Origin of the sequence: Pseudomonas sp. G34 (genome assembly GCF_031119625.1) — a bacterium.
Taxonomy (GTDB): Bacteria; Pseudomonadota; Gammaproteobacteria; order Pseudomonadales; family Pseudomonadaceae; genus Aquipseudomonas.
Genome location: NZ_JAVHZV010000026.1, coordinates 72,144 through 96,241, shown reverse-complemented (window position 1 = coordinate 96,241; position 24,098 = coordinate 72,144). Strand labels below are relative to the sequence as shown.

Annotated in this window: 24 protein-coding genes; 16 read left to right on the top strand and 8 right to left on the bottom strand. The window is 65.8% G+C overall.

Annotated elements, in window-relative coordinates:
• The first annotated feature begins 133 nt into the window (after positions 1–133).
• Positions 134–808 carry a DUF1028 domain-containing protein gene (locus QYS36_RS16590; RefSeq protein WP_308840528.1) on the top strand — a complete coding sequence of 225 codons (675 nt, stop codon included), beginning with the start codon at positions 134–136 and terminating at the stop codon, positions 806–808.
• Between the two features lie 87 nt (positions 809–895).
• A complete protein-coding gene (locus tag QYS36_RS16585) occupies positions 896–1,444 on the top strand; it encodes a cysteine hydrolase family protein (protein WP_308840527.1) in 549 nt (182 codons plus the stop codon).
• A gap of 106 nt (positions 1,445–1,550) precedes the next feature.
• On the opposite strand, the gene metE is transcribed toward QYS36_RS16585, so the two are convergent.
• Positions 1,551–3,848: a 5-methyltetrahydropteroyltriglutamate--homocysteine S-methyltransferase gene (metE, locus tag QYS36_RS16580; RefSeq protein WP_308840526.1), complete on the bottom strand. Its 2,298-nt coding sequence runs from the start codon at positions 3,846–3,848 to the stop codon at positions 1,551–1,553.
• Positions 3,849–4,042: 194 nt separating this feature from the next.
• Between metE and QYS36_RS16575 the strand changes: the two genes are divergently transcribed.
• The 4 genes from QYS36_RS16575 (at position 4,043) to QYS36_RS16560 (ending at position 7,943) form a co-directional block, all read left to right on the top strand.
• A complete protein-coding gene (locus tag QYS36_RS16575) occupies positions 4,043–4,858 on the top strand; it encodes a helix-turn-helix domain-containing protein (RefSeq protein WP_308840525.1) in 816 nt (271 codons plus the stop codon).
• Positions 4,859–4,903: 45 nt separating this feature from the next.
• A complete protein-coding gene (locus QYS36_RS16570; protein ID WP_308840524.1) occupies positions 4,904–6,310 on the top strand; it encodes an FAD-binding oxidoreductase in 1,407 nt (468 codons plus the stop codon).
• 31 nt (positions 6,311–6,341) lie between these two features.
• Positions 6,342–6,683, top strand: coding sequence for a cupin domain-containing protein (locus QYS36_RS16565; protein ID WP_308840523.1), 342 nt, complete (start codon positions 6,342–6,344; stop codon positions 6,681–6,683).
• Positions 6,684–6,866: 183 nt separating this feature from the next.
• Entirely contained in the window at positions 6,867–7,943 is a 1,077-nt protein-coding gene (locus tag QYS36_RS16560; RefSeq protein ID WP_308840522.1) for a polyamine ABC transporter substrate-binding protein, read from the top strand.
• A gap of 43 nt (positions 7,944–7,986) precedes the next feature.
• Here the strand turns inward: QYS36_RS16560 and QYS36_RS16555 are convergent, their stop codons facing one another.
• From QYS36_RS16555 to QYS36_RS16530, 6 genes are all read right to left on the bottom strand, one after another.
• Entirely contained in the window at positions 7,987–8,370 is a 384-nt protein-coding gene (locus QYS36_RS16555; protein ID WP_308840521.1) for a cupin domain-containing protein, read from the bottom strand.
• Positions 8,371–8,419: 49 nt separating this feature from the next.
• Complete coding sequence (locus tag QYS36_RS16550) at positions 8,420–9,244, bottom strand: AraC family transcriptional regulator (RefSeq protein WP_308840520.1); 825 nt, start codon at positions 9,242–9,244, stop codon at positions 8,420–8,422.
• Positions 9,245–9,409: 165 nt separating this feature from the next.
• On the bottom strand, positions 9,410–10,582 hold the full coding sequence (locus QYS36_RS16545; protein WP_308840519.1) for an MFS transporter: 1,173 nt from the start codon (positions 10,580–10,582) through the stop codon (positions 9,410–9,412).
• A 77-nt stretch (positions 10,583–10,659) separates the two neighbouring features.
• The gene (locus tag QYS36_RS16540) at positions 10,660–11,148 is read right to left on the bottom strand and encodes a DUF3237 domain-containing protein (RefSeq protein ID WP_308840518.1); all 489 of its coding nucleotides are present in this window, start codon (positions 11,146–11,148) and stop codon (positions 10,660–10,662) included.
• Positions 11,149–11,188: 40 nt separating this feature from the next.
• Positions 11,189–12,523 (bottom strand): alginate export family protein, encoded by a 1,335-nt coding sequence (locus QYS36_RS16535; RefSeq protein WP_308840517.1) that lies wholly within the window; start codon positions 12,521–12,523, stop codon positions 11,189–11,191.
• Between the two features lie 138 nt (positions 12,524–12,661).
• Positions 12,662–13,924, bottom strand: coding sequence for a serine hydrolase domain-containing protein (locus QYS36_RS16530; RefSeq protein ID WP_374990468.1), 1,263 nt, complete (start codon positions 13,922–13,924; stop codon positions 12,662–12,664).
• A gap of 142 nt (positions 13,925–14,066) precedes the next feature.
• Here QYS36_RS16530 and QYS36_RS16525 point away from each other — a divergent pair, with 142 nt between their 5' ends.
• From QYS36_RS16525 to QYS36_RS16480, 10 genes are all read left to right on the top strand, one after another.
• On the top strand, positions 14,067–14,687 hold the full coding sequence (locus tag QYS36_RS16525; protein ID WP_308840516.1) for a TetR/AcrR family transcriptional regulator: 621 nt from the start codon (positions 14,067–14,069) through the stop codon (positions 14,685–14,687).
• A gap of 69 nt (positions 14,688–14,756) precedes the next feature.
• Positions 14,757–15,434, top strand: coding sequence for a thermostable hemolysin (locus tag QYS36_RS16520; RefSeq protein ID WP_308840515.1), 678 nt, complete (start codon positions 14,757–14,759; stop codon positions 15,432–15,434).
• Positions 15,424–16,902, top strand: coding sequence for an AMP-binding protein (locus QYS36_RS16515; RefSeq protein WP_308840514.1), 1,479 nt, complete (start codon positions 15,424–15,426; stop codon positions 16,900–16,902). The genes QYS36_RS16520 and QYS36_RS16515 overlap by 11 nt, the downstream gene beginning before the upstream one ends.
• Positions 16,899–17,588: an iron-containing redox enzyme family protein gene (locus QYS36_RS16510; RefSeq protein WP_308840513.1), complete on the top strand. Its 690-nt coding sequence runs from the start codon at positions 16,899–16,901 to the stop codon at positions 17,586–17,588. The genes QYS36_RS16515 and QYS36_RS16510 overlap by 4 nt, the downstream gene beginning before the upstream one ends.
• Positions 17,575–18,378, top strand: a complete 804-nt coding sequence (locus tag QYS36_RS16505) for an SDR family oxidoreductase (RefSeq protein WP_308840512.1) — start codon at positions 17,575–17,577, stop codon at positions 18,376–18,378. Before QYS36_RS16510 ends, QYS36_RS16505 begins: the two co-directional genes overlap by 14 nt.
• Positions 18,375–19,031 carry a hypothetical protein gene (locus QYS36_RS16500; RefSeq protein ID WP_308840511.1) on the top strand — a complete coding sequence of 219 codons (657 nt, stop codon included), beginning with the start codon at positions 18,375–18,377 and terminating at the stop codon, positions 19,029–19,031. Before QYS36_RS16505 ends, QYS36_RS16500 begins: the two co-directional genes overlap by 4 nt.
• 26 nt (positions 19,032–19,057) lie before the next feature.
• Positions 19,058–19,714, top strand: a complete 657-nt coding sequence (locus tag QYS36_RS16495; protein ID WP_308840510.1) for a response regulator — start codon at positions 19,058–19,060, stop codon at positions 19,712–19,714.
• Between the two features lies 1 nt (position 19,715).
• On the top strand, positions 19,716–21,098 hold the full coding sequence (locus QYS36_RS16490) for an ATP-binding protein (protein WP_308840509.1): 1,383 nt from the start codon (positions 19,716–19,718) through the stop codon (positions 21,096–21,098).
• Positions 21,099–21,146: 48 nt separating this feature from the next.
• The gene (locus QYS36_RS16485) at positions 21,147–21,704 is read left to right on the top strand and encodes a cytochrome b (RefSeq protein WP_308840508.1); all 558 of its coding nucleotides are present in this window, start codon (positions 21,147–21,149) and stop codon (positions 21,702–21,704) included.
• A gap of 303 nt (positions 21,705–22,007) precedes the next feature.
• Entirely contained in the window at positions 22,008–23,480 is a 1,473-nt protein-coding gene (locus QYS36_RS16480) for an inorganic phosphate transporter (RefSeq protein WP_308840507.1), read from the top strand.
• Between the two features lie 46 nt (positions 23,481–23,526).
• On the opposite strand, the gene QYS36_RS16475 is transcribed toward QYS36_RS16480, so the two are convergent.
• Positions 23,527–24,006 (bottom strand): GNAT family N-acetyltransferase, encoded by a 480-nt coding sequence (locus tag QYS36_RS16475; RefSeq protein WP_308840506.1) that lies wholly within the window; start codon positions 24,004–24,006, stop codon positions 23,527–23,529.
• Between the last annotated feature and the right edge of the window lie 92 nt (positions 24,007–24,098).

The following is a 24,098-nucleotide window of genomic DNA, read 5'->3' as shown; positions in this document are numbered from 1 at the left end:
GGCGATACGGCTGGAAGCGAGACGGCAAAGCAGAGAATGATAATGCTTATCAACCAATCCCGATAGCAGCACGACAAGCGGAACGATCACGCGGGCCACGGGGCCTAAGCCACACGCGCACAGAGGAGCCGCCATGACTTTTTCCATCGTTGCCCGCTGCCCGAGAACCGGCCAGTTCGGCGTTGCCGCCGCTACCGCCATGCCCGCCGTGGGCAAACTGCTCAGCCACGCCGCCGCCGGCGCAGGGGCCGTGGCGACCCAGGCCCAGGTCAACCCGTACCTGGGGCTCGACGGCCTGGCGCTGCTGCGCGCAGGCCATTCGGCACCCGCCGCCCTGAAGCAGCTGATGGACACCGACCCGTGCATGCAATTGCGCCAGCTGGCGCTGATCGACCGTAACGGCGACAGCGTGTGCTGGACCGGTAGCGAGTGCATTCCCTGGGCCGGCTCGCTGTCCGGCGAGCAGTTCTCGGTGCAGGGCAATCGCCTGGCCGGCCCGCAGGTGCTGGATGCGGTCGCCGATGCCTTTCGCCTCGGTGAGGAGCGCCCCCTGGTCGAGCGCCTGATCGATGCCCTGGAAGCCGGTGATGACCGCGGCGGCGACCGCGAAGGCGAATCTTCGGCGGTCATCTATATCGTCGACCGCGAGGAATATCCGCTCTGGGACATCCGCGTCGACCATCACCGCGACCCGGTTGCCGAACTGTGGCGCCTGCACGCCGTGTTCGCCCGCGAGGTATTGCCGGAAATTCTCGCCATGCCGACCCGCGACAACCCCGCGGGCAAGGCCGCCGAAGATTCGGTGTGAAATCCTGCCGGGCGCCCACCTCTTCAACCTCCCGCTTTATCGGCAGGCGGGTTAATGTGGGGGACGTCCCTCATCACGGAAACCATCATGAGCAAGCGCGCACTGATCCTGATCGACATCCAGCACGACTATTTCGCTGACGGCAAATGGCCGCTGCATGGCATGGACGCCGCCACCGCCAACGCCGCCCGCGTGCTGGCCGCCGCCCGCGCTGCGGGTGACACCGTGGTACACGTGCACCATGAGTTCGAAAGCCTGGACGCGCCGTTCTTTACTCCCGGCTCGCCGGGCGCGCAGATCCACGCCAGCGTGCAGCCGCTGGCCGGCGAGGCGATGGTGCTCAAGCACAAGGTCAATGCCTTTCTCGGCACGGATCTCAAGGCGCTGCTGGACAAGGCCGGCGTTGAAAACCTCACCCTGGTCGGCGCCATGAGCCATATGTGCATCGACGCCGCCGCCCGCGCCAGCGCCGACTTCGGCTACGCCACCACGGTGATCCACGACGCCTGCGCGACCCGCGATCAGGAATTCGAGGGCAAACAGGTGCCCGCCGCACAGGTGCAGGCCGCCTATATGGCCGCACTGGCGTTTGCCTATGCGACCGTGGTGTCGACCGAGCAGTACCTGGCCGGCTAAACGTCACCCCGTAGCCTGTGTTGAGCACAGCGATACCCAGGGCAACCTTCCCGGGTGTCGCTGCGCTCGACGCCGGGCTACCGAATAGGCAATCCCGCGACCAGAATCACGCCAGCTCTCTGCGCAACTGGCGCGCCGCCGCGACCATATTCACCAGCGCCGCCTCGGTCTCCGGCCAGCCGCGGGTCTTCAGGCCGCAGTCCGGGTTGACCCACAGGCGCTCGGCCGGGATGCGCTGCACCGCCTTGCGCATCAGCTTGACCATCTCGGCGGTGTCCGGCACCCGCGGCGAGTGGATATCGTAGACGCCCGGGCCGATTTCGTTGGGGTACTCGAAAGCCTCGAACGCCTGCAGCAGCTCCATGTCCGAGCGCGAGGTCTCGATGGTGATCACGTCGGCATCCATGGCGGCGATGGACTCGATCACGTCGTTGAATTCGCTGTAGCACATGTGGGTGTGGATCTGGGTTTCGTCGCGCACCCCGCTGGCACACAGGCGGAACGACTCGGTCGCCCAGTCCAGGTAGCGCTGCCACTCGGCCTGGCGCAGCGGCAGGCCCTCGCGGAACGCCGCCTCGTCGATCTGGATAATCTTGATGCCGGCCGCTTCCAGGTCCAGCACTTCGTCGCGCAGTGCCAGGGCCAGTTGCCGGGCCTGCATCTCACGGCTGACGTCTTCACGGGGGAATGACCACATCAGCATGGTCACCGGGCCGGTGAGCATGCCCTTCATCACCTTGCCGGTGAGGCTCTGGGCATAGCGGATCCACTCCACGGTCATGGCCTTGGGGCGGCTCAGGTCGCCATAGATGATCGCCGGCTTCACGCAACGCGAACCGTAGCTCTGCACCCAGCCGAAGCGAGTGAACAGGTAGCCGTCGAGCTGCTCGGCGAAGTACTCGACCATGTCGTTGCGCTCGGCCTCGCCGTGCACCAGCACGTCCAGCCCCAGGCGCTCCTGAATCTCCACCGCATGGCGGATCTCGCTGTGCATGGCGTCGGTGTAGTCGCCCAGCGACAGCTTGCCCTGCTTGAACGCCTGGCGCGCCAGGCGGATCGCCGAGGTCTGCGGGAAGGAGCCGATGGTGGTGGTCGGGAATGGCGGCAGGGCCAGGCCGACACGCTGCCTGGCGATGCGCTTGGCGAACGGCGAGCGGCGCTGGCTATCGCTGGCTTGCACCGCGGCCAGGCGTGCCTGCACCTGTGGCTTGTGGATGCGTGGCGAGGCCGCCCGGCTGGCCTGCACGGCACGGCTTTCAGCCAGTGCGGTGCGTACTTCGGGGGCATCCGGCTGATTGACGGCGCGCGCCAGCAGCGCCACTTCGGCGCACTTCTGGGTAGCGAAGGCCAGCCAGCTTTTCAGCTCGGCATCCAGCCCCTCTTCACGGGCCAGGTCGACCGGGCTGTGCAGCAACGAGCAGGACGGCGCCACCCACAGGCGTTCGCCAAGGCGGCTGTGGGCATGGCCGATCACCGCCAGGGCCTTTTCCAGATCGCAGCGCCACACGTTGCGGCCGTTGACCACGCCGAGGGACAGCACCTTGTAGGCCGGCAGACGATCGAGGATGGTCGGGTACTGCTGCGGGGCGCGCACCAGGTCGATATGCAGCCCGTCCACCGGCAGGTTGGCAGCCAGGCCGAGGTTCTCTTCGAGACCACCGAAGTAGGTGGCAATCAACTTCTTCAGCGGCTCACGCTGCAAAATGTTGTAGGCGCGCTCGAAGGCGTTCTTCCAGTCCTGGGGCAGGTCGAGCACCAGAATCGGCTCATCGATCTGCACCCACTCCACGCCCTGCGCGGCCAGGCGCTGGAAGATCTGCCCATAAAGCGGCAGCAGGCGTTCGAGCAGCTCCAGTTTGTCGAAGCCCTGGGCGTCGCCCTTGAGCTTGCCCAGCCACAGGTAGGTCAGCGGGCCGATCACCACCGGTTTGACGCTATGACCGAGCGCGTGGGCTTCGGCGACTTCCTCGAACAGCTGCTCCCAGCTGAGGGCGAACTGCTGGTCGGCGGTGAACTCGGGTACCAGGTAGTGGTAGTTGGTATCGAACCACTTAGTCATCTCTTGCGCATGGGCACCGCCACAACAGGTGTCGCTGCTCACGCCACGGGCCATGGCGAACAGGGTGTCCAGGGTTGGCTTGCCATCCGCCGGGCGGAAACGCTCGGGTATCACCCCGAAGGTCAGCGAATGGGCCAGCACCCCGTCGTACCAGGCGAAGTCGCCGACCGGCAGCAGGTCGATGCCGGCATCCTTCTGCACCTGCCAGTGGCGAGCCCGCAGCTCACGGCCCACGGCACGCAGGCCGGCTTCGTCCAGCTCACCTTTCCAGAACGCCTCCTGGGCTTTCTTCAGTTCGCGGTCACGTCCGATTCGGGGGAATCCGAGGCTGTGTGCCAGGGCCATGGCGATATCTCCAATGCATATAAATGATGGCGTGCATTGTCGAGGCCCCAGGCGAGTGAAACAAACTCAACCTTTTAACGTTAAAAACAAGTTTCCCTCATGTTCCGAAAATCCACCTCATGAGCTCTGCTACTCGGCTTGAGGTGGCTGGCGCAGTCGGGCAAGCTGGCCGCAGCCCTCTGGACCCAACCGGCATGCCTGAGCTTCCCGACGACTTCACCCAGACCGAACGCACCCGCGAAACCGTGCTGCGTTACCACTACAGCTGGAAGTACCGCGACCTGGACGCGGTGATGGCGCTCTATCACCCCGAGGTCGAGTACCACGACTTCTTCCTCAACCGTGCCATGGGCCTGGCCGAGCTGCGCGACTACGTACTGAGCACCATGCCGCGCCACCCGGACGAGGCGCTGGAGCACACCGACCGCATCCGCATCGACGGCCACACCGCGTTCATCCAGTACCGCACCACGCTGCATGGCGGCGAAGGCCTGGTGTCGTTTCGTACCGCCGAGGCCATCACCGTGCGCGACGGGCTGATCTGGCGGGTCAACGAATACGCCTCGCTGGTGCACGAAGGGCCGGATGCCCGGGCGCCGATGCAGAGCAGCGCGGCGATCAGCAAGCTGGGCCTGTCGACCCGCCAGCTGGGTTTCATGGCCCAGGATCTGCAGGATTACTTCCAGCGCCGCCAGCCCTTTCTCGACCCGGCGCTGAGCCTGCAGCAAGTGGCCAGCGCCACCGGCTACAGCCGTAACCAGATGTCCTACCTGCTCAATCAGGTGCTCGGCCAGAGCTTCTACCGCTACGTCAACCAGGCGCGCCTGCAGCACCTGCTCGAACGCCTGCAGGCCGGCAACGACCTGCGGCGCATGGACGAGCTGGCCTTCGAGGCCGGCTTCAACTCCCTGACCGCCTTCTACAGCACCTTCCGCCGGCATACCGGAATGACGCCCAAGGCCTACCTGAAAGACCTTTACGCGCGGGCACGCACGCAAGACAACCGCTGAGCAGGCCTCTAGGCTTGCCCCATACATCTTGTGTGGAAGCGGTGCATGAACGACTGGCGCAACATCAGCCTGTGGATGGATCAACTCGATGAGCCGCTGACACCGCGCCCGTCGCTGCCCGGCGACCTGCAGGCCGACGTGGCAATCATCGGTGCCGGTTATACCGGGCTGTGGACGGCCTACTACCTCAAGCGCCAGGCCCCCGAGCTGCGCATCGTCATCCTCGAGGCGAAGATCGCCGGTTTCGGCGCCTCCGGGCGCAATGGCGGCTGGCTGATGGGCAACCTGCTCGGCGAGGACCGCCTGCTCGCCGGCCTCACCGCCGAGGCGCGGCGCGAATCCTACGACCTGCTGCACGGCATTCCCGATGAGGTCGGCCTGGTGCTGCAACGCGAAGCGATCGACTGCGACTACCGCAAGGGCGGCGTGCTGTATTGCGCGGCCCGTTACCCGGAACAGGAGCTGCGCCTGCGCGAGTACCTGCGCGGCTACCGCGATGAGGGGCTGAACGAGGACGACTACCGCTGGCTGCCCGCCGAAGAGCTGGCCCAGCAGCTGCGTATTCCCGGCGCCTACGGGGCGATTCACAGCCCGCATTGCGCGACCATCCAGCCGGCCCGCCTGGTGCGCGGCCTGGCGCGCTGCGTCGAAGCCATGGGCGTGAGCATCTATGAAGGCACCCCAGCCCTGAGCTGGCAGGCCGGCAGCGTGCGCTGCGAGGCCGGCGAAGTACGTGCCGACTGGATCGTTCCGGCCGTCGAGGGTTACTCGCCGAACCTGCCGCCGCTGGGTCGCCACCAGATTCCGGTGCAGAGCCTGATCGTCGCCAGCGAACCGCTACCGGCCTCGACCTGGGCGGAAATCGGCCTGGAGCGCGGCCAGGCATTCTGCGAAGCCAGCCGCCAGGTCACCTACGGCCAGCGCAGCCTTGATGACCGGCTGATCTTCGGCGCCCGCGGCGGCTATCGCTTCGGAAGCAAGCTGCGCAGCGACTTCAACCTCAACGACGAAGAGCGCGGCCTGCGCCGCTACCTGTTCAGCGAGCTGTTCCCGCAGCTGCGCAATGTGCGCATCACCCACGCCTGGGGCGGCAACCTGGGCATGGCGCGGCGCTTCCACCCGCACATGCTGTGCGACCGCGGCAACGGCATCGCCCTGTCCGGCGGTTACGGCGGCGAAGGCGTGGGCGCCAGCAACCTCGGCGGGCGCACCCTGGCCGACCTGATTCTCGGCAACGACAGCCTGCTCACCCGCCAGCCCTGGGTGCGCCACGACACCCGCGTGCAGGACCTGCCGCGCTGGGAGCCGGAGCCCTGCCGCTGGCTGGGTTACAACGCGATCATCCGCAGCTTCGTGCGTGAAGACAAACTGCTCGCCGACCCATCCAGCCGGCCCTGGCAGCGCTACATGGCGCAGCGCATCGCCAGCCTGATGGAAGGCTTCATGAAGTGAACGCCCTCTTCTCAACGCCAGGTTGCAAGCCATGACCATCACCCACTTTCGCAATACCGCCAGCGTCGCACTCGACGAACACAACCCGGTCGCCGTGCCACTCAGCGAGCCCGCGGCCATCACCTCGGTGACCTGTGTGGAGCGCGACGACGGCGTGGAAACCGGCATCTGGGAATGCACCCCTGGCCGTTGGCGCCGGCAGATCGTGCAACAGGAGTTCTGCCACTTCATCGCCGGGCGCTGCACCTTCATCCCCGACGCGGGCGAGCCCATCGAGATAAAAGCGGGCGACGCACTGATGTTGCCGGCCAACACCACAGGCGTCTGGGACATACAAGAAACGCTGCGCAAGACCTATGTACTGATTTTCTGAGGATCTATTCAAAGTTTCGCGAGCTAGAGCAATGCAAGGCAAAAACAGGCGAAGAAGCGCAGTTTACGCGCTGTAAATGAGCATTCTGAGCCTGTTTTTAACGCAGCAGTGCCGACGCGCAGCAGACTTTGAACAGGTCCTGTGCTGCCTCCACAACATCGACAACAACAGTTGAGGTCTCCCATGCTGAAAACGCTTATCCCGCTGATGCTCGTCGCCTCGGTCAGCCAGGCGGCGCAGGACGTGCGCATCTACAACTGGACCGACTACATCGCCCCCGACACGCTGAAGAACTTCCAGCAGGCCAGCGGTGTAACGCCCCACTACGACGTCTACGACAGCAACGAAACCCTCGACGCCAAGCTGATGGCCGGGCGCTCCGGCTATGACGTGGTGTTCCCCTCCAACCACTTCATGGCCCGGCAGATCCAGGGTGGTGCGCTCAAGGAGCTGGACAAGAGCCAGCTGCCGAACTGGAAGAACCTCAACCCGACGCTGCTCAAGGCCCTGGAGGGTAACGACCCGGGCAACCAGCACGGCTTCCCCTACCTGTGGGGCAGCACCGGCATCGGCTACAACGTCGAGAAGGTCAAGGCGGTGCTCGGCAGCGACGTGCCCCTGGATTCCTGGGACCTGATCTTCAAGCCCGAGCTGATGGCCAAGCTGAGCAAGTGCGGCGTGGCGATTCTCGACAACGGCCCGGAGATGCTGCCCATCGCCCTGCACTACCTGGGCCTGCCGCACCACAGCCAGAAGCCCGAGGACTACAAGAAGGCCGAAGCGCTGCTGATGGAGATGCGCAAGAACGTCGCCTACTTCCACTCCTCCAAATACGTCGGTGAGCTGGCCAATGGCGACGTGTGCATGGCGGTCGGTTTCTCCGGCGACATCATGCAGGCCAGCGCCCGCGCCAAGGAGGCCGGCAACGGCGTGAACATCGCCTGCGTGATTCCCAAGGAAGGCGCGCCGATGTGGTTCGACATGGTCGCCATGCCCAAGGATGCGCCGAACGAAAAGGCCGCCTACGCCTTCATGAACTACCTGCTCGAGCCAGAGGTGATCGCCGCCATCAGCGACCATGTGCACTACGCCAACGGCAACAGCCAGGCCGACGGCCTGGTCGACCCGGCGCTCAAGGCCGACGCCACCGTCTACCCGCCCGATGAGGTGATGGAAAAGCTCTACGCCCTGGAAGCCATGCCGCTGACCATCGACCGCATCCGCACGCGGATCTGGACCAAGGTGAAGAGCGGCACCTGACAGCACCGCGCAGGGCTGGCGTCCCTGAACGCCAGCCCTGCAGTCAGATCCACAGATCATTGAGCGCCGTGCGCTCGCCGCCCTCGGCCCCGGTATTCAGTACTCCGCGCGGCTCGATCAGCAGCAACTTCACTTCCTCTTCGGCATAGGGCTTGTGCTCCACGCCCTTGGGCACCACGTACAGCTCGCCACTGCCCAGGGTTACCGAGCCGTCACGAAAATCCAGGCGCAACTGGCCGTCGAGCACCAGAAAGGCTTCGTCGGTTTCGGCATGGGCATGCCAGATGAAATCGCCCTGCAGGCGCGCCACCTTGAACTGGTAGTCGTTCATTTCCGCGACCACACGAGGCTGCCATTGCTCGGCGAGCAGTTCGAGTTTGCGGATCAGGTTGACGGCTTGCTTGGTGGATGGAGTTGGCTGGTTCACAAGAGGCTCCTCGGTTGGTTTTCACCACTCTAGCGAGGCACCCCGGGCGCTATCTTGTACGATCCTGCAACTTCACCATGCTCAACCAGCGCGCCGGAGACAGGCCGAAGCTGGCCACGAAATGCCGGGTCATATGGCTCTGGTCGAAAAACCCGGCGATCAGCGCCGCATCGGCCAGGCCGATACCCGACAAGGCCAGTTCACGGCAGCGCGCCAGGCGGCGCATGGTCACGTAGCGATAGGGGCTGGTGCCGAACAGCGCACGAAAATCCCGCGACAGGCTCCAGCGATCACGCCCGCTGACCTGCTCCAGTTCGTCCAGGGTAATGCTCGCGCCGTTGCGACTGTGGATGTACTCGCGCGCCCGCTGCGTGGCGGGGTAATCGAAGGCGCGGCGACCGCGGGGCTTGCCGGCAACCGCCTGCAGGGCGTGGGCCAGGTCGAAGATCGCATCGTCTTCTTCCAGCGCCTCCAGCGGGTGGTCCATCGCCTGCATGAACGATTCGGTAGCGCCGCGCAGCCGTGCGTCATCGCTCAAACCGCCCTGGATGAACGGCAGCGGCTGGCCGCCGAGTACCTGCTGGATCAGCACCGGGTCGATATACAGCATGCGGTAATGAAAACCGGCGTCGGTGCCGGCCATGCCGTCGTGCAGCTCGTCCGGGTGCAGCACCAGGGTGCCGCCGGGCAGGCTGTGGCGCATGGCGCGCCGATAACGGAAGCTCTGTACGCCGGCCAAGGTGCGGCCGATGGCGTAGGAGTCGTGGCGATGCGGGTCGTAGCCGTGGCCGCTGAAATACGCCTCGATGCGCTCCACCCGCCCCTGCTCAGGGCTGCGCAGCACCCAGTCGCTGCGGCCTGTCGATTTTTCCATGTCGTGGTTCCCCGTGCCGCCACCCAGCAGGCGATACGGTAAACCCTCGGCGACAAAAAAGCTCGCCACTCAGCCCCTCTTGAGGTGCCAAGCACCCTCTCCCCTCGGCCACTGCGCATTCAAGCTGAGCGCCGAGCGGCATGCGCCCTCGCTGCCGGCCTGGCCTCAGGCCGGGGAGTCCAGTGGCTTGCCGTGCACCTTGCGGCGCCCGAAGGTCAGCATGATCAGCACCAGCAGGCAGCCGACCAGGATGGCACCCGAGGACAGCACGAAGATGCTGTGCCGGTCGTTGCCTTCGATGAACAGGCTCAGCAAGGTCGGCGCCGCCGCGGCCGAGGCGACCTGCACCACGCCGACCAGCTTGGTCAGGCGGCCGTTCGGGTCGTGGCTCACCACCGAGGACATGTAGTAGGACAGCGCCAGGTTCCAGCCGAAGTTCATCAGGAACACCGCGATCATCAGGTCCGACGCCGTATGGATGCGCGTGGCCAGCATGTAGATGGCGGCGAGCACGGCCAGTGACCCGGTGAGGATCATCGGCATGCGCCCCAGGTGCCGACCGGCGATGCTCGGCAGCGCCGCACCCGGCAGGCCGCCGAGCAGGCCGATGCTGATCGCCCAGCCGATATCCACCGGCGCCACGCCGGCGTCGCTGGCGATGCCTTCGACGAAGCCCCACAGCGAATAGATCGCCAGTTGCATGAACAGCATGCCGAGCAGCGAGCACACACCGATCAGGGTGAGCCCGGACAGCCCCGGCGCGCTGGCGTGCTGCTGCTCTTCCACACCCTGCCTGACGGGCAGGCAGAAGCACACCAGGCAGACCAGTACGAACCAGGCAGCCAGGTAGTAGATCGCCCCCGAGAAGCCCTGCCATTCGGCGACTATCGGCAGCAGCACGGCGCTGCTGGCGAACAGCGCGGTCTGCACGAACAGCAGGATGCCGAAGGAGCGATCCGGTCCGTTCATGCGGCCCAGGCAATAGATGGCGTAGGAATACAGGATGCCCGAGCAGATGCCCGAGATGCAGCGCAGCACCAGCAGCATGTCGAGCTCGGTGACGCTGGCGGTGGCGGCGTTGGCGAACAGCAGCACGAGGGCCGTGCTCAGGGCGATGGTGCGTGGCCCGAGAAAGCGGATCATCGGCAGGTACAACAGGGTACCGACGATGGAGCCGCACATTTCGGCGGACATGGTCCAGCTCTGTTGGACCAGGGTCATGCTCAGGCGCTCGGTCAACAGACCGATGAAGATCGGTTGCACGCCGATGACCAGAATCGAGGCCGCGGCAATGAAGATGCACGCAGCGCGTACCAGGTTTTGATTAGCGATGTTCATGGTCGTTACCCGCCGGCTCGGCCACGGGGTGGCCTGCCGCTTCAGTGGAATTCATTGATGGCGATAAGGGAAGCCGCTCAGGCGATTCGGTAGCAGTGAATGGCCACCTGATCGGCAGCGGGATAGCTCACCTTGCCGATCATCACGCTGCGGGTCAGCCAGTCGAGCCGCCCGCTGGCCACCTGAAAACGCGGCGAACAGCTGCAGCGGTAATGGTGTTCGGGAAGCGGCCAGATACCCTGCGCTTGCAACTCGCGCCCGCTGTCGCTGAGCACGATCAGGCCGCTGTTGTGGATGTTGATCAGTTCGCCGCGGTCGCTGAGCAGGCTGTAGCGGGCGTCCAGCTCACCCACGCCGTCGCTGCGCTGCAGGTAGAAGTCGGCGCCGCCGGCGACCACTTCGCCACGCACCTCCAGGCCTTGGAAATGCCCGCCGAGTATCCGGTAGTTGCTGCGCTGGCCGTCCGTGCAGACGCCCAACCTATCTTCCGCGGCGATCGCCACCTGGATGCTCATCACCCACTCAAGACTCGGCACGCCGAGCCCGGTTTGCGCTGTGCTTGTCATCACCCACTCCCGCGCCCCGCAGGGCGCTGCTGGCTCGGTTTCAGTAGCGATAGGTCATGTACAGTTCGAGGGCGCTGAACCGCTCGTCGTCGCCGAAGAACTGCTTGGCCGCCGACTTGGCGGTCACCCAGTTGTAGGCCACCGAGCCGGTGAAACTCGGCGTGGGCGTCCAGTCGAGGAACACCACGGTCTCGTCGGCGAAGCGGCGATCATCCACGGCCTGGCCGTTGAAGTTCTTCTCGTCGAGCCAGAACTGGTAGTGGATGGTGCCCACGGCCACGGTGTCGGTCACCCGGCTCCTGAGCGAGAGCTGCTGAACCCGTTCGTTGCTGTTGAACAGCAGGTAGTTGCCCACCACGTCGCCGACCAGCCAGTTGCTCCAGTCCACGAACCCCTTGTTGAGGGGGTCCCAGGCCTTCTGGGTGTTGTCAGCCAGGTTGTCGTCACCGGAAAACACGGCGTAGCGGTAGCCGAGCGTCGGGGTGAACGGCAGATCCTGAAACTGGTAATCGGCTTGCGCGTACCAGGCCTTGGCAGCGAATTCACGCCCCGAGTCGCCACCACGCTGCACCGCGTATTCGCCATTGAGGGTCAGGTTCGGCAGGCCCGGTAGCTGGCCACGCAGGGCGCGCAGGTTGTAGACCTGCATGCCGTCGCGGCGCGCCGCATTGCTGCTCTTGCTGGCCAGGGTGTCGACCTTCATGGCCATGGCGCCGAGGGTCACCTGGCCGTCGAGGTCGTAGTCCAGGTTGGCACCGGTCAGGCGGTAGTCGCCGTAGTGGTCGTCGGTGCGCAGGGTGAAGGCCTGGGTTTTGACTGGGCCATGGCTCCAGTCGAGGATCGCCGAATCCTTGAAGGCGGTGCGCGGGCCGAGCCAGTAGGCACCGTCGCTGAACAGGTCGAGGTTGCCATCCATGACGATGAAGCCACTGCCGATGATGTAGTTCTGTCGGCCGGCGGTGAGCTTCCAGTCGCCGGCGCGCACGCCGACGTAGGCCTCTTCGCTGTTGATGCGGTTGTCGCCGCTGCGCGTGAACCCTCCCGCATCGCCGTCGCCGTAGGTAGCGGCGGCTATCGCCGAGGCGCCCGCCAGCAGGCTGACGGTGTCGCTGAGGGAATAGTCGAGGGTGATGCCCGGCTTGAAGAAGGCCTCCTGCCAGGCAACTTTGGAACCCTTGTTTTCAAGACTGCGGACGTCTACCGCACCGGCACCGAAGTTGGCGCCGCGGGTGGAGACGGAGGCGGCGCCAGCCGCCAGGTTGAATTCGCCTTTGAGATTCTCGTATTCGAACGGGTAACCCGCCAGGGCCGCTTGGCTGGCCAACGGAATGCCGAATGCGAGCAACACGCAGGGGATGCGCTTGGACCTGTACATATGAAGCTCCTGTGTATTTTTTTTGTATTACAGGGCAGCGAGTGGTGGCCAAATCGACCACCGATTACCTGACGCAGCAGGCTGGAGCGCTGGCCAACCAGCGCTCTTGGATCTTGTATTTGTCGAATCTGCGTTGAATCAGCCGCGCAGATGAGCGGCGATGGTCCTGAGCATTTGCACGGTGTCGATATCCAGCTCGGTGACCGCATCGGGCAGCGACGACTGCTTGACGATCACCACCTCGGCGTCGAAGTCGACGAACAGGTACTGGCCATGGATACCGCTGGCCATGATCGCCGGGCTGTGGTCGTTGAACACGTACCACTGGCTGCGGTAGGAGGCGCCCGGCGTCCAGTCGGAGAAGTCCTTGTGGACGCCGTAGATGGCCGGGTCCGAGCCCTTGGCGATGGCCTCGATCACCGCCTTGTCGATGACCTGGCGGCCGTCGACCTGGCCGCCGTTGCCGAGCATCAGGCCGAAGCGGCCCATGTCGCGCAGGGTGGCGTTGAAGCCGGCACCGGCAACGCTGCGGCCCCAGGGGTCGGCCATGAAGTAGGCGTCGCGCTCGCAACCCAGTTGCTGCCACACCGCCTGCAGCTGCTCGGCGCAGGCCACGCCGCTGGCGCGCTCCATCACCCAGGCCAGCACCTCGGTGGTGGCGGTCACGTAGTGGAACAGGCCGCCATGCTCGCAGCGTTTGCGCAGCGACGGCAGGTACTGGTACAGCGACTCGTACTGGGCATATTCGGGCAGCGCCGGCTTGAAGCCGCAGGCGTAACCGTACTGGGAGCTTTCCGAGGCGGGATCGTCGTAGATCTCGCTGTAGTGAACGCCCACCGCCATGTCCAACAGCTGGCGCACGCTGGCATCGCCAAAGGCGCTGCCGGCCAGTTCCGGCACGTAGCGCTGGGTTTGCGCCTGGGGATCGAGCACGCCGTCGTGGATCAGCTGCTCACCGAGCACGCCGATCAGCGACTTGGTAACCGAGAACATGATGTGGCGGTCGCTGGCGACCTGGCCGTTGAAGTAGTTCTCGTAGACCACCCGGCCCTTGTGCAGCACCAGGAAGCCGTCGGTCTTGCTGGCACGCAGGTTGTCGAGCACGCTGACGGTGCGCCCGCAGGTGCTTGTGAAACTCAGACGCTCGAGCGCTACCGGGGCATGGGCGAGCACCGAACTCGGCCGCGAACCGACGGCCACATCGATGCTGGGGCGCAGGCGCGCCAGGTTGCGAAAGCCCCAGCGATTGAACGGCGGCGACATCCAGTTGGCCCAGGTCACGCGCTGTTCCGGCTCGGCAGGGAAACCCTGCATCAGTACGGGCTCTTGTTGTTGTTGGTCGTACATCTCGCTGACTTCCGTATGACGGGAAACCAGGGAGCGGTCGAGAATCTGGTTCATCTGACTCATCCTGGAAATGGCCCTGCGTACGGCAGGTACGGGGAAATAATTAATCCTATTAATTTCTTTAGTCAATAAAATATTTTCCCCATAAAACATAGCCAGCTATCATTGCCATTACCCCCAATGCCCAGGAGCGACGGTGAGCGGATTACGCGAACGTCAGAAACAATTACGCCGCGCGGCCATCTCGGCAGCGGCCGTGGCACTGTTCCAGCGCCTCGGCTTTCGCGAGACCACGGTCGAGCAGATCGCCCGCGATGCCGGCGTCTCGGCGCCCACGGTGTTCAAGTATTTCGGCAGCAAGCACGAGATCATTCTGGAGATGATCAAGGAGTCCGATCACCGCGCCCTGGTCGATGTGCGCAAGCGCATCCGCGATTTCGACGACCCCGTCGACGCGCTCTGCCATCTGGAACACCTGCTGGTCAGCTACGCCCTGGAGGTGTTGCCCGCCGCGCTCTGGCGCGAGCTGCTGCCACTGGTGCTGGTGGGCGGCGACAGCGGCCTGCCCGAGGCCTACCGCCAGATGAACCGCGGCCTGCAGGGCGAGATCGCCAAGCTGCTGCGCGAACTGCAGGCCGCTGGCAAGCTGCGCGCCGACCTCGACGTCGAGCTGGCCGCCTTCCTGCTCAACGACTACTCCCACCTGCAGCTGCTGCGCCTGACCGCCAGTGACCAGCTCGACCGCCAGGCCCACGCCGCCAACGTGCGCGCCACCACGCGGCTGATCTTCGAAGGGATGCGCGCGTTGCCGGCGTGATGGCCTTCAGACTTCATTAAGGTTCGGCCCCGATAGTGTCTCCATCGCCTAGTCGCTGGAGCGCTGCCAATGATCGATACCGAATGCAACCTTGCCCTTGCGCAGTCTGTTGGCCCGTACGCCGGGCGCAACCTGTCGCTGTCCCTGGTGCCGCAGCAACATGCCGATCGCGAATCGCTGGAGTGGTTCGTTCGCGAATGCTTCGCCACCGTGCATCACGCCGACATCCGCCATTTCATGCCCACCCTGCTGGCCCTGCGTGACCCGCACGGGGCGTTCTGCGCCGCTGCCGGCGTGCGCACCGCCGACAGCGGCGCGCTGTTTCTCGAGCAGTACCTGCCGCAGCCGATCGAGCGCGTGGTGTCGCGGCTCGCCGGCGCCCCGGTGGAGCGCCGGCAGATCGTCGAGGTCGGCAACCTGGCGGCACGCAGTGGCGGCAGCGCACGGCTGATCATCGTGGTGATGACCTGGCTGCTGGCCCGGCGCAAGCTCGACTGGGTGGTGTTCACCGGCGCGGCGTCGTTGATCAACAGCTTCCAGCGCCTGGGCCTCAACCCGCTGCTGCTCGGTGACGCCGACCCGCAGCGCCTGGGCGCCGAACAGCACCGCTGGGGCAGCTACTACGCGCAGCGCCCCCAGGTGTTCGCCGGCAGCATCCGCGCCGGCCTCGCCCACTTGCAGGTCAGTGGTATCGCGGCGCGCCTGGGCTTGCCGGCTTTCGACATGGAGCACAGCCATGCCGCCTGAGCTGAATGACTTCAAGGCGTTGTTGCTGCTCCACGCCCATCGCCAGCCGTCGCGCCCGGCACTGCGCGACGACACCGAGAGCATCGACTACGCCCAGCTGTGGAGCGAGATAGAAACGCGCAAGGCGCTATTGCTCGCCCAGCCCGGCAAGACCTTCGCGTTGATCATGGACAACGGCCCGCAGATGGCGCTCTGGGACCTGGCCGCGCTGTTCGCCGGCATCCCCTGCGTGACCCTGCCGCCGTTCTTCACCTGGGCGCAGACCGCCCATTGCCTGCAGCAGAGCGGCGTCGACCTGCTGCTGAGCGACGCCCCGCTGGCCGAGCAACTGGGCGAAGCGGGCTTTCGCCAGGCTGGCGGCTTCTGGGTGCGCGACGCCTCTGCTGGCGAGCCATTGCCGGCAGGCACCGCGAAAATCACCTATACCTCGGGCACCACTGGCGCTCCCAAGGGCGTGTGCCTGAGCGCCGAGGCCCTGTTGCGGGTCGCCCATGAGCTGCATGCAGCCAGCCGCCCGGCGGCGCCCAGGCAGTATCTGGCGGTGCTGCCACTGGCCGTGCTGCTGGAAAACCTTGGCGTATACGCTGCCCTGCTGGCCGGCGCCAGCGTCACCCTGCTGCCCCAGCAGAGCCTGGGTATCGAGGGTGCGACGCGGGTCGACTGGCCGCGCCTGCTCGGCCAGCTGGTACGCCAGCAGACCCAGAGCCTGATCCTGGTGCCGCAGCTGCTGCTCGGCCTGATCATCGCCCTCGAGCATGGGCAGCTGGACGCCAGCCAATTTCATTTCGTGGCCGTTGGTGGCGCGCGGGTCAGCGACGAGTTGCTCGAGCGCGCCGCGCAGTTGAACCTGCCGGTCTACCAGGGTTACGGGCTGTCCGAATGCGCCTCGGTGGTGTGCCTCAACACCCCGGCATACAACCGCCTTGGCAGCGTCGGCCGCCCGCTGCCCCACGTCGAGGTGCGCATCGCCGAAGACGGTGAAGTGTGGGTGCGCGGCTCGGCGCTGCTGGGTTACCTGGGCGAGGCACCGTTCGCCGACGACTGGCTGGCCACCGGCGATATCGGCGCGCTCGACGCCGACGGCTACCTGTTTCTCAAGGGCCGCAAGAAACACCAGTTCACCACCAGCTTCGGCCGCAACGTCAATCCCGACTGGGTCGAGGCCGAGCTCACCCAGCGCGGGGTGATCGCCCAGGCGTTCGTGTACGGCGAGGCCATGGAGCACAACATCGCCCTGCTCTGGCCCGTCGACCCGGACTGCAGCGACGAGGCCCTGGAGCACAGCGTCGCCTGGGCCAACATCGAGCTGCCCGACTACGCCCGGGTGCACCAATGGCAGCGCCTGTCCGAACCCTTCACCCCGGCCAACGGCCTGCTGACCAGCAATGGTCGCCTGCGCCGCGAGGCCATCCTGGCACGCCATGCCTACCGTTTCTCAACCCCCGTTGCCCCCAAGGAGCAGCCATGAGTTTCTTCGACGAACTGCAGGACGCCACCGCCGCCGAGCGCCAGGCGCTGTTCGCCACGCCGGTGATCCGTGACGCGCTGGCCGGCCAGGTCAGCCTGCAGGCCTATCGCGCCTTCCTGACCCAGGCCTACTACCACGTGCGCCACACCGTGCCGCTGATGATGGCCTGCGGCGCCCGCCTGCCGGCACGGCTGGAATGGCTGCGCGCGGCGGTGTGCGAATACATCGACGAGGAATACGGCCACGAGAAGTGGATCCTCAACGACATCAGCGCCTGCGGCGGCGACGCCGAACAGGTACGTGACGGCCAGCCATCGCTGCCCATCGAGCTGATGGTGAGCTTTCTCTACGACCTGATCGCCCGCGGCAACCCGGTCGGCCTGTTCGGCATGGTCAACGTGCTCGAAGGCACCAGCATCGCCCTGGCCACCCAGGCTGCCGAGGCGATCCGCCAGGGCCTGCAGTTGCCGCACACCGCGTTCAACTACCTGTCCACCCACGGCTCGCTGGACCTCGGCCATATGGACACCTACCGCAGCCTGATGGACCGCCTCGACGACCGCGCCGACCAGTTGGCGGTAATCCACGCCAGCAAGGTGGTCTATCAGCTCTACGCCGACATGTTCCGCGGCCTGCCGCGCCTCGAAACGCAACAGCGCCGGGAGCTCAGCCATGCGGCTGTGTGATTGCCGTGTGGTGCTGACCGGCGCCAGCGGCGGCATTGGCCAGGCCCTGGCCGAACAACTCTGCGCCGAAGGTGCCCAGGTGATTGCGGTAACCCGCCAGCCACAAGCGCTGGAAGCCCTGCAGCACCTCTATCCCAACCGCCTTCATCCGCTACAGGCCGATTTGCGCAGCGCTGACGGCCGCCACGCGGTGCTCGACGCGGCGCGGCGCCTGGGCGGCATCAACCTGCTGCTCAACGCCGCCGGCGTCAACCGGTTCGCGCTGTTCGAGCAGGTCGATGATGAACAGATCGACGACCTCCTGGCGATCAATCTGGTGGCCACCCTGCAACTGACCCGCGCCCTGCTGCCGACCCTGCGCGACCAGCCCCACGCGCTGATCGTCAACGTCGGCTCCACCTATGGCTCCATCGGTTATCCGGGTTACGCCGTGTATTGCGCGAGCAAGTTCGCCCTGCGCGGTTTCTCCGAAGCCCTGCGCCGCGAGCTGGCCGACACCGAGGTCGACGTGCTCTACGTGGCCCCGCGGGCGACCCGCACCGGCATGAACAGCAGCGCCGCCATGGCCCTCAACGAGGCGCTCAACAGCAAGGTCGACGCCCCCCAGCGCGTGGCCTGGCAGGTGACCAGCGCCATCGAGCGCAACCTCGCCGAGCTGTACCTGGGCTGGCCGGAAAAACTCCTGGTACGCCTCAACGGCCTGCTGCCGGGCCTGGTCGACCGGGCGATCCGCAAGCAACTGCCGACCATTCGCCGTTTCACCCATGTATCCGAGACGCCTCCACGATGAAAAGATCCCTGATTCACCTCGCCGTTGCCCTGGCCGCCCTGGGCATCCACACCGGCGCCTGGGCACTGGATGCCGCCGCTACCCAGCAGTTGCAAACCATCCAGCAACGCTGGGCGCAGATCCAGTACGACACCCCGCAAGAGCGCAAGGTCGCCGAGTTCGAGAAACTGGCCGCCCAGGCCGAGGCGTTCACCACGGCCCAGCCGAAAGCCGCCGAGGCGTGGATCTGGAAAGGCATCGTCACCAGCAGCTGGGCCGGCGCCCAGGGCGGCCTCGGTGCATTGGGCAAGGCCAAGCAGTCGCGTAGCGACCTGGAAAAGGCCTTGCAGCTCGACCCCGACGCCCTGCAGGGTTCGGCCTACACCAGCCTGGCGGCGCTGTACGACCGGGTGCCCGGCTGGCCCATCGGTTTCGGCGATGCCAAGAAGGCCGACGAGCTGCTCAGGCAGGCGCTGCTGATCAACCCGAACGGCATCGACAGCCTGTACTTCTGGGGCGATCATCTGGCCCGCGAAGGCAAGTACGCCGAGGCCAAGGCAGCACTGCTCAAGGCCCAGCAGGCCGCGCCGCGCCCCGGTCGCGAACTCGCCGACCAGGGCCGCAAGCGCGAAATCGCTGCTTTACTGGAGGAGGTCGAGCACAAGCTCGACTGATCGCCACCATTTGCTCGAGGACACCCATGCGACTGCTTCTGGTGGAGGATGACCTGCCGCTCGGCGAAGGCCTGCGCGCCGGCCTGCAGGCCGAGGGCTACACCGTCGACTGGCTGCATGACGGTGCCAGTGCGGTGCATGCGCTGCGCAGCGAAACCTTCGACCTGCTGGTGCTCGACCTCGGCCTGCCCCGGCTGAGCGGCATCGGCGTGCTGCAGCAACTGCGCAACAGCGGCTCGCACCTGCCGGTGCTGATCCTCACCGCCCGCGACGAGCCCCGCGACCGGGTCGCCGGGCTGGATGCCGGCGCCGACGACTACCTGGCCAAGCCGTTCGATCTCAACGAACTCAAGGCGCGCATCCGTGCCCTGCTGCGCCGCAGCGCCGGCCGTGGCCGCGCGCTGATCGAGCATGCCGGCATCAGCCTCGACCCGGCCAACCAGCAGGTGCATTTTCAGGGCAACCTGGTAGCGCTGACGCCCAAGGAATACCTGCTGCTCCACGAGCTGCTCGCCCACCCGGGCAAGGTGTTCACCCGCGAGCGTCTGGTGCAGTTACTCTACGGCTGGGACGAGGAAGCGGAAAGCAACACCCTGGAAGTGCACATCTCGCACCTGCGCAAGAAGCTGTTCAGCGAGCTGATCAGAACCGTGCGCGGCATCGGCTACCTGGTGGAGGCCTGAGATGACCTCACTGCGACGCCGTACCCTGGTGCTGGTGCTGGGCCTGTTGCTGCTCGGCACCCTGACCATCAGCCTCTACAACTTCCACGACAGCCGCCACGAGATCGGCGAGATCTACGACGCCCAGCTGGCGCAAAGCGCCCGGCTGCTGCAGGGCGCCATCCATGCCCAGTTGCCGGACGAACAGCGCCAGGCGCTGTACCGGGCCTTCAATGCCGCGCTGAGCCAGGCGGGTAGCCACCGCATCGGCCACCCCTACGAAGGCAAGATGGCCTTCCAGGTGTGGGACAAGCAGGGTCACAGCCTGATCCGCTCCTCCAGCGCACCAGCCTTCGAGCAGCCGGTCACCACGCCCGGCTTTTCCGACCAGACCCTCTACGACGTCAACTGGCACGGCTTCCTGCTGCCCGATGAGCGCCACGGCCTGCTGATCTGGGTGGGTGAGCGCGAGGACGTGCGCCAGGATCTGGTCAACCGCATCGTGCGCCACACCCTGATTCCCAACCTGATCGGCATCGTGGTGCTGTCGGCGCTGATCTGGCTGGCCATCGGCTGGGGCCTGCGGCCGCTGCAGAACATGGCGCAGATCATTCGCAAGCGCCACGGCGGTTCCCTGGAGCCGCTGCAACTGACGCCCCTGCCCCGCGAGCTGGAGCCGATGCAGGCGGCGCTCAATCGCCTGCTCTCGCAGATCGAGCAGTTGCTGCAACGTGAACGGCGCTTTATCGGCGATGCGGCTCATGAGATGCGTACACCCCTGGCGACCCTGCGCATTCACGCCCAGAACGCCCTGCAGGCCAGCCAGGCCGAGCCCCGCGACAAGGCCCTGAACCATCTGGTCGGCGGCGTCGACCGCCTGACCCGGGTGGTCAACCAGTTGCTGACCCTGGCCCGTGTCGAGCCGGAAATCGCCCGCCAGGCCTGGCAGCCCGTCGACCTCGAGGCCACCGTACGCCAGGCCCTGGTGGAGCTGACCCCGTGGATGCTCGGCAAGGGGCTGGAGCTGGCCCTGGAAGTGCAGCCCGGCCGCTACCTGATCCACGGCGACGGGCCACTGGTGGAGATCGCCCTGCAGAACCTGGTCACCAATGCCGCCAACTTCTCGCCCGCGGGCGCCGAGGTCGAGGTGCGCCTCGGTGATGACGGTGAGCAGCACCTGACCCTCAGCGTGCGTGACCACGGGCCAGGTATCGACGAAGAAAAGATCGAACGCCTCTTCGAGCGTTTCTACAGCCGCGACAACCCGGGCGGCGCGGGCCTTGGCCTGTCCATCGTGGAGATGATCGCCAGCCATCTGGGCGGCAGCATCGCCCTGAGCAACCACCCCGACGGCGGCCTGCTCGCCACCCTGTCGCTACCACGCGCACCACAGCAGCAACCCTGAACGCCACTTAACAATCCGGCCCCGGCCAGTCACCCACAGAGGTCAACGATGAGCAGCACAAACCCCCACCCCACCGCCGCGCCGGCAGCGTTCCGCTACAGCGCCACCAGCCGCCGCCTGCACTGGCTGATGGCCGCCCTGGTGGTGCTGGCCTACGTGCTGATCACCAGCCGCAGCTGGTTCGAGAAAGGCAGCGACCCGCGCCTGCTGGTGGTGCAGGGCCACTTCTGGGTCGGCATCGCGGTCTTCGCCCTGGTGCTGCCGCGCCTGCTGGCGCGCTTCGCAAGCCCGACGCCAGCAATCATGCCGGCGCTCAATCCGCTGACCCGGCTGGCCTCGCAAGTTACCCATATCGCCCTGTACGCCTTCCTGCTGCTGCAACCGCTGATGGGCATGCTGGTGGTGTTTCTCGAACGCGGCGGCATTCCCCTGGGCGGGCTGATGCTGCCCTCGCCCTTCGAGCTGAACCCGCACCTGGCGCACCGCATCGAGGACCTGCACATCACGGTGGGCAGCGCGTTCTACTACGTGATCGGCCTGCATATCGCCGCGGTGCTCTGGCACCACTTCCTGCGCCGCGACAACGTGCTCAAACGCATGCTGTAGACGCGCTGCCACGGTCTGCCTGGCAGCCGAACGGCCCTGAGTCAGATCAAAAAAATATGAATTCTTTATGTGCCACCAGTTGTTTCCGGATCGATTTTCGCGGTAAATCGCGTCCAGATATTTCAGGCGGCAGGTTCGACGCCTGGGCCGGCAGCGCAAAAAGCAGGTTCGTGAGCCGATTCGGCTACCGCCCCGCAGGCGCATGCTGACCCTGGCCGCACCCTGCCCGGCGCGGCAATCGATCGCCTCCCGCAAGCGTTGCCCGGAACAACCCACCTCTTCCATGAGCCAGACGTACCCCCCATGTTCGAACTATTCAGCGGGCTTGATGCCTGGTTGGCGCTGAGCCTCGCACTCGCCCTGCTCTTCGTCCTCACCTTCGAATTCATCAACGGTTTCCACGACACCGCCAACGCCGTGGCCACGGTCATCTACACCAAGGCCATGCCGCCGAACCTGGCGGTGGTCATGTCCGGCATCTTCAACTTCCTCGGTGTGCTGCTCGGTGGCGTCGGCGTGGCCTATGCCATCGTCCACCTGCTGCCGGTGGAGCTGTTGATCAACGTCAACACCAGCCGTGGCCTGATCATGGTGTTCTCGCTGCTGGCCGCGGCCATCACCTGGAACCTGGGCACCTGGTACTTCGGCATTCCGGCGTCCAGCTCGCACACCCTGATCGGCTCGATCCTTGGCGTCGGCCTGGCCAACGCGCTGCTCACCGACATCCCCCTGGGTGATGGGGTGAACTGGCAGAAGGCGATCGATATCGGCCTGTCGCTGGTGTTCTCGCCGGTTGCCGGCTTCGTGGTCGCCGCCCTGCTGTTCCTGGCGCTCAAGTACTGGATGCCGACCCCCAAGGTGCACAGCACGCCGGTGCTGCGCAAGGAAACCAAGGGCAAGAACAAGCCGCCATTCTGGAACCGCCTGGTGCTGATCGTCTCCGCCATGGCGGTGAGCTTCGTGCACGGCTCCAACGACGGCCAGAAAGGTATCGGCCTGATCATGCTGGTACTGATCGGCATCGTGCCGGCCAAGTTCGTGCTCGACCTGAACAGCACCACCTACCAGATTTCCCGTACCCGTGATGCAGCCATTCACCTGGGCGAGTTCTACCAGCGCAACGCGCCGACCCTGAACGAGTTCCTGGCCCTGGGTAAATCCGCCAATACCGAGCTGCCCAAGCAGTTCCGCTGCGACCCCAAACTCACCGAGCCGACCATCAACGGCCTGCTGCGCACCCTCGATGGCGTCAACGACTACCGTGACCTCAACGAAGAAGCGCGTATCGACATCCGCCGCTACCTGTTGTGCCTCGACGACTCGGCGAAGAAGGTCGGCAAGCTGCCGGACCTGCCGGCGCGGGAGAAGGCCGACCTCGACAAGCTGCGCAAGGACCTGACCGCCACCACCGAGTACGCGCCCTTCTGGGTGATCATTGCCGTGGCCCTGGCCCTGGGCATCGGCACCATGGTCGGCTGGCGACGCGTGGTGAAGACCGTCGGCGAGAAGATCGGCAAGCAGGGCATGACCTATGCCCAGGGCATGAGCGCGCAGATCACCGCGGCCTGCGCCATCGGCCTGGCCAACGTCTACAGCCTGCCGGTGTCGACCACCCACGTATTGTCCTCGGGCGTGGCCGGCACCATGGTCGCCAACCGCAGCGGCCTGCAGGGCAGCACCATCAGCAATATCCTGCTGGCCTGGGTGCTCACCCTGCCCACCTCCATGGCCCTGGCCGCCGGCCTGTTCTACGTCTCGACGTTGATCATCGGCTGATCGAACCACCAGGCACCTGCCCCCAGGTGCCTCGCCTCTCCCACCGCTAACCGCAACGCCAGCGCATGCTCTGCGCGAGGATATGCGGGTGGCTGTCGATGGGCTCCCACTCGTCCATGAACACGAACCCGTGCCGCAGGTAGAACTGCACGGCCCTGACGTTCTCGGCAGCGACTTCGAGAAACAGCGCCTCCAGCCCCAGTGCCACGGCGCGCGACTTCACCGCCGTCACCAGCGCGTCCGCCACGCCTGCACCCCGTGCCGCCGGCTCGACCCACATGGCGATCAGCTCATAGCGGATGGCATCCCGAAACCCACCACCCACCAGGCCCACCGGCCTGTCATCGTCGAATGCCAACCAGAACCGCGTCCTCTCGCCCGCTGCCCGCACCTGCCACTGGGCATCGCTGTCGGCCGCTGCCGTCTCGTAACTCACACCGAAGGCGGTCGGCGTGTCCTGCAGGGCGGCCAGGCGGATCTGCTTCAGCAGCTGCCAGTCCTCTTTTTGCGTGGCGCGGATTTCCATGAATGTTCTGATCTCTCCTGATTGAAATGTGCCGGGCGCGCCGATTAGCCAGGCGCTTCACACCAGGCAACGCCGCGGCCGACCTACAATGC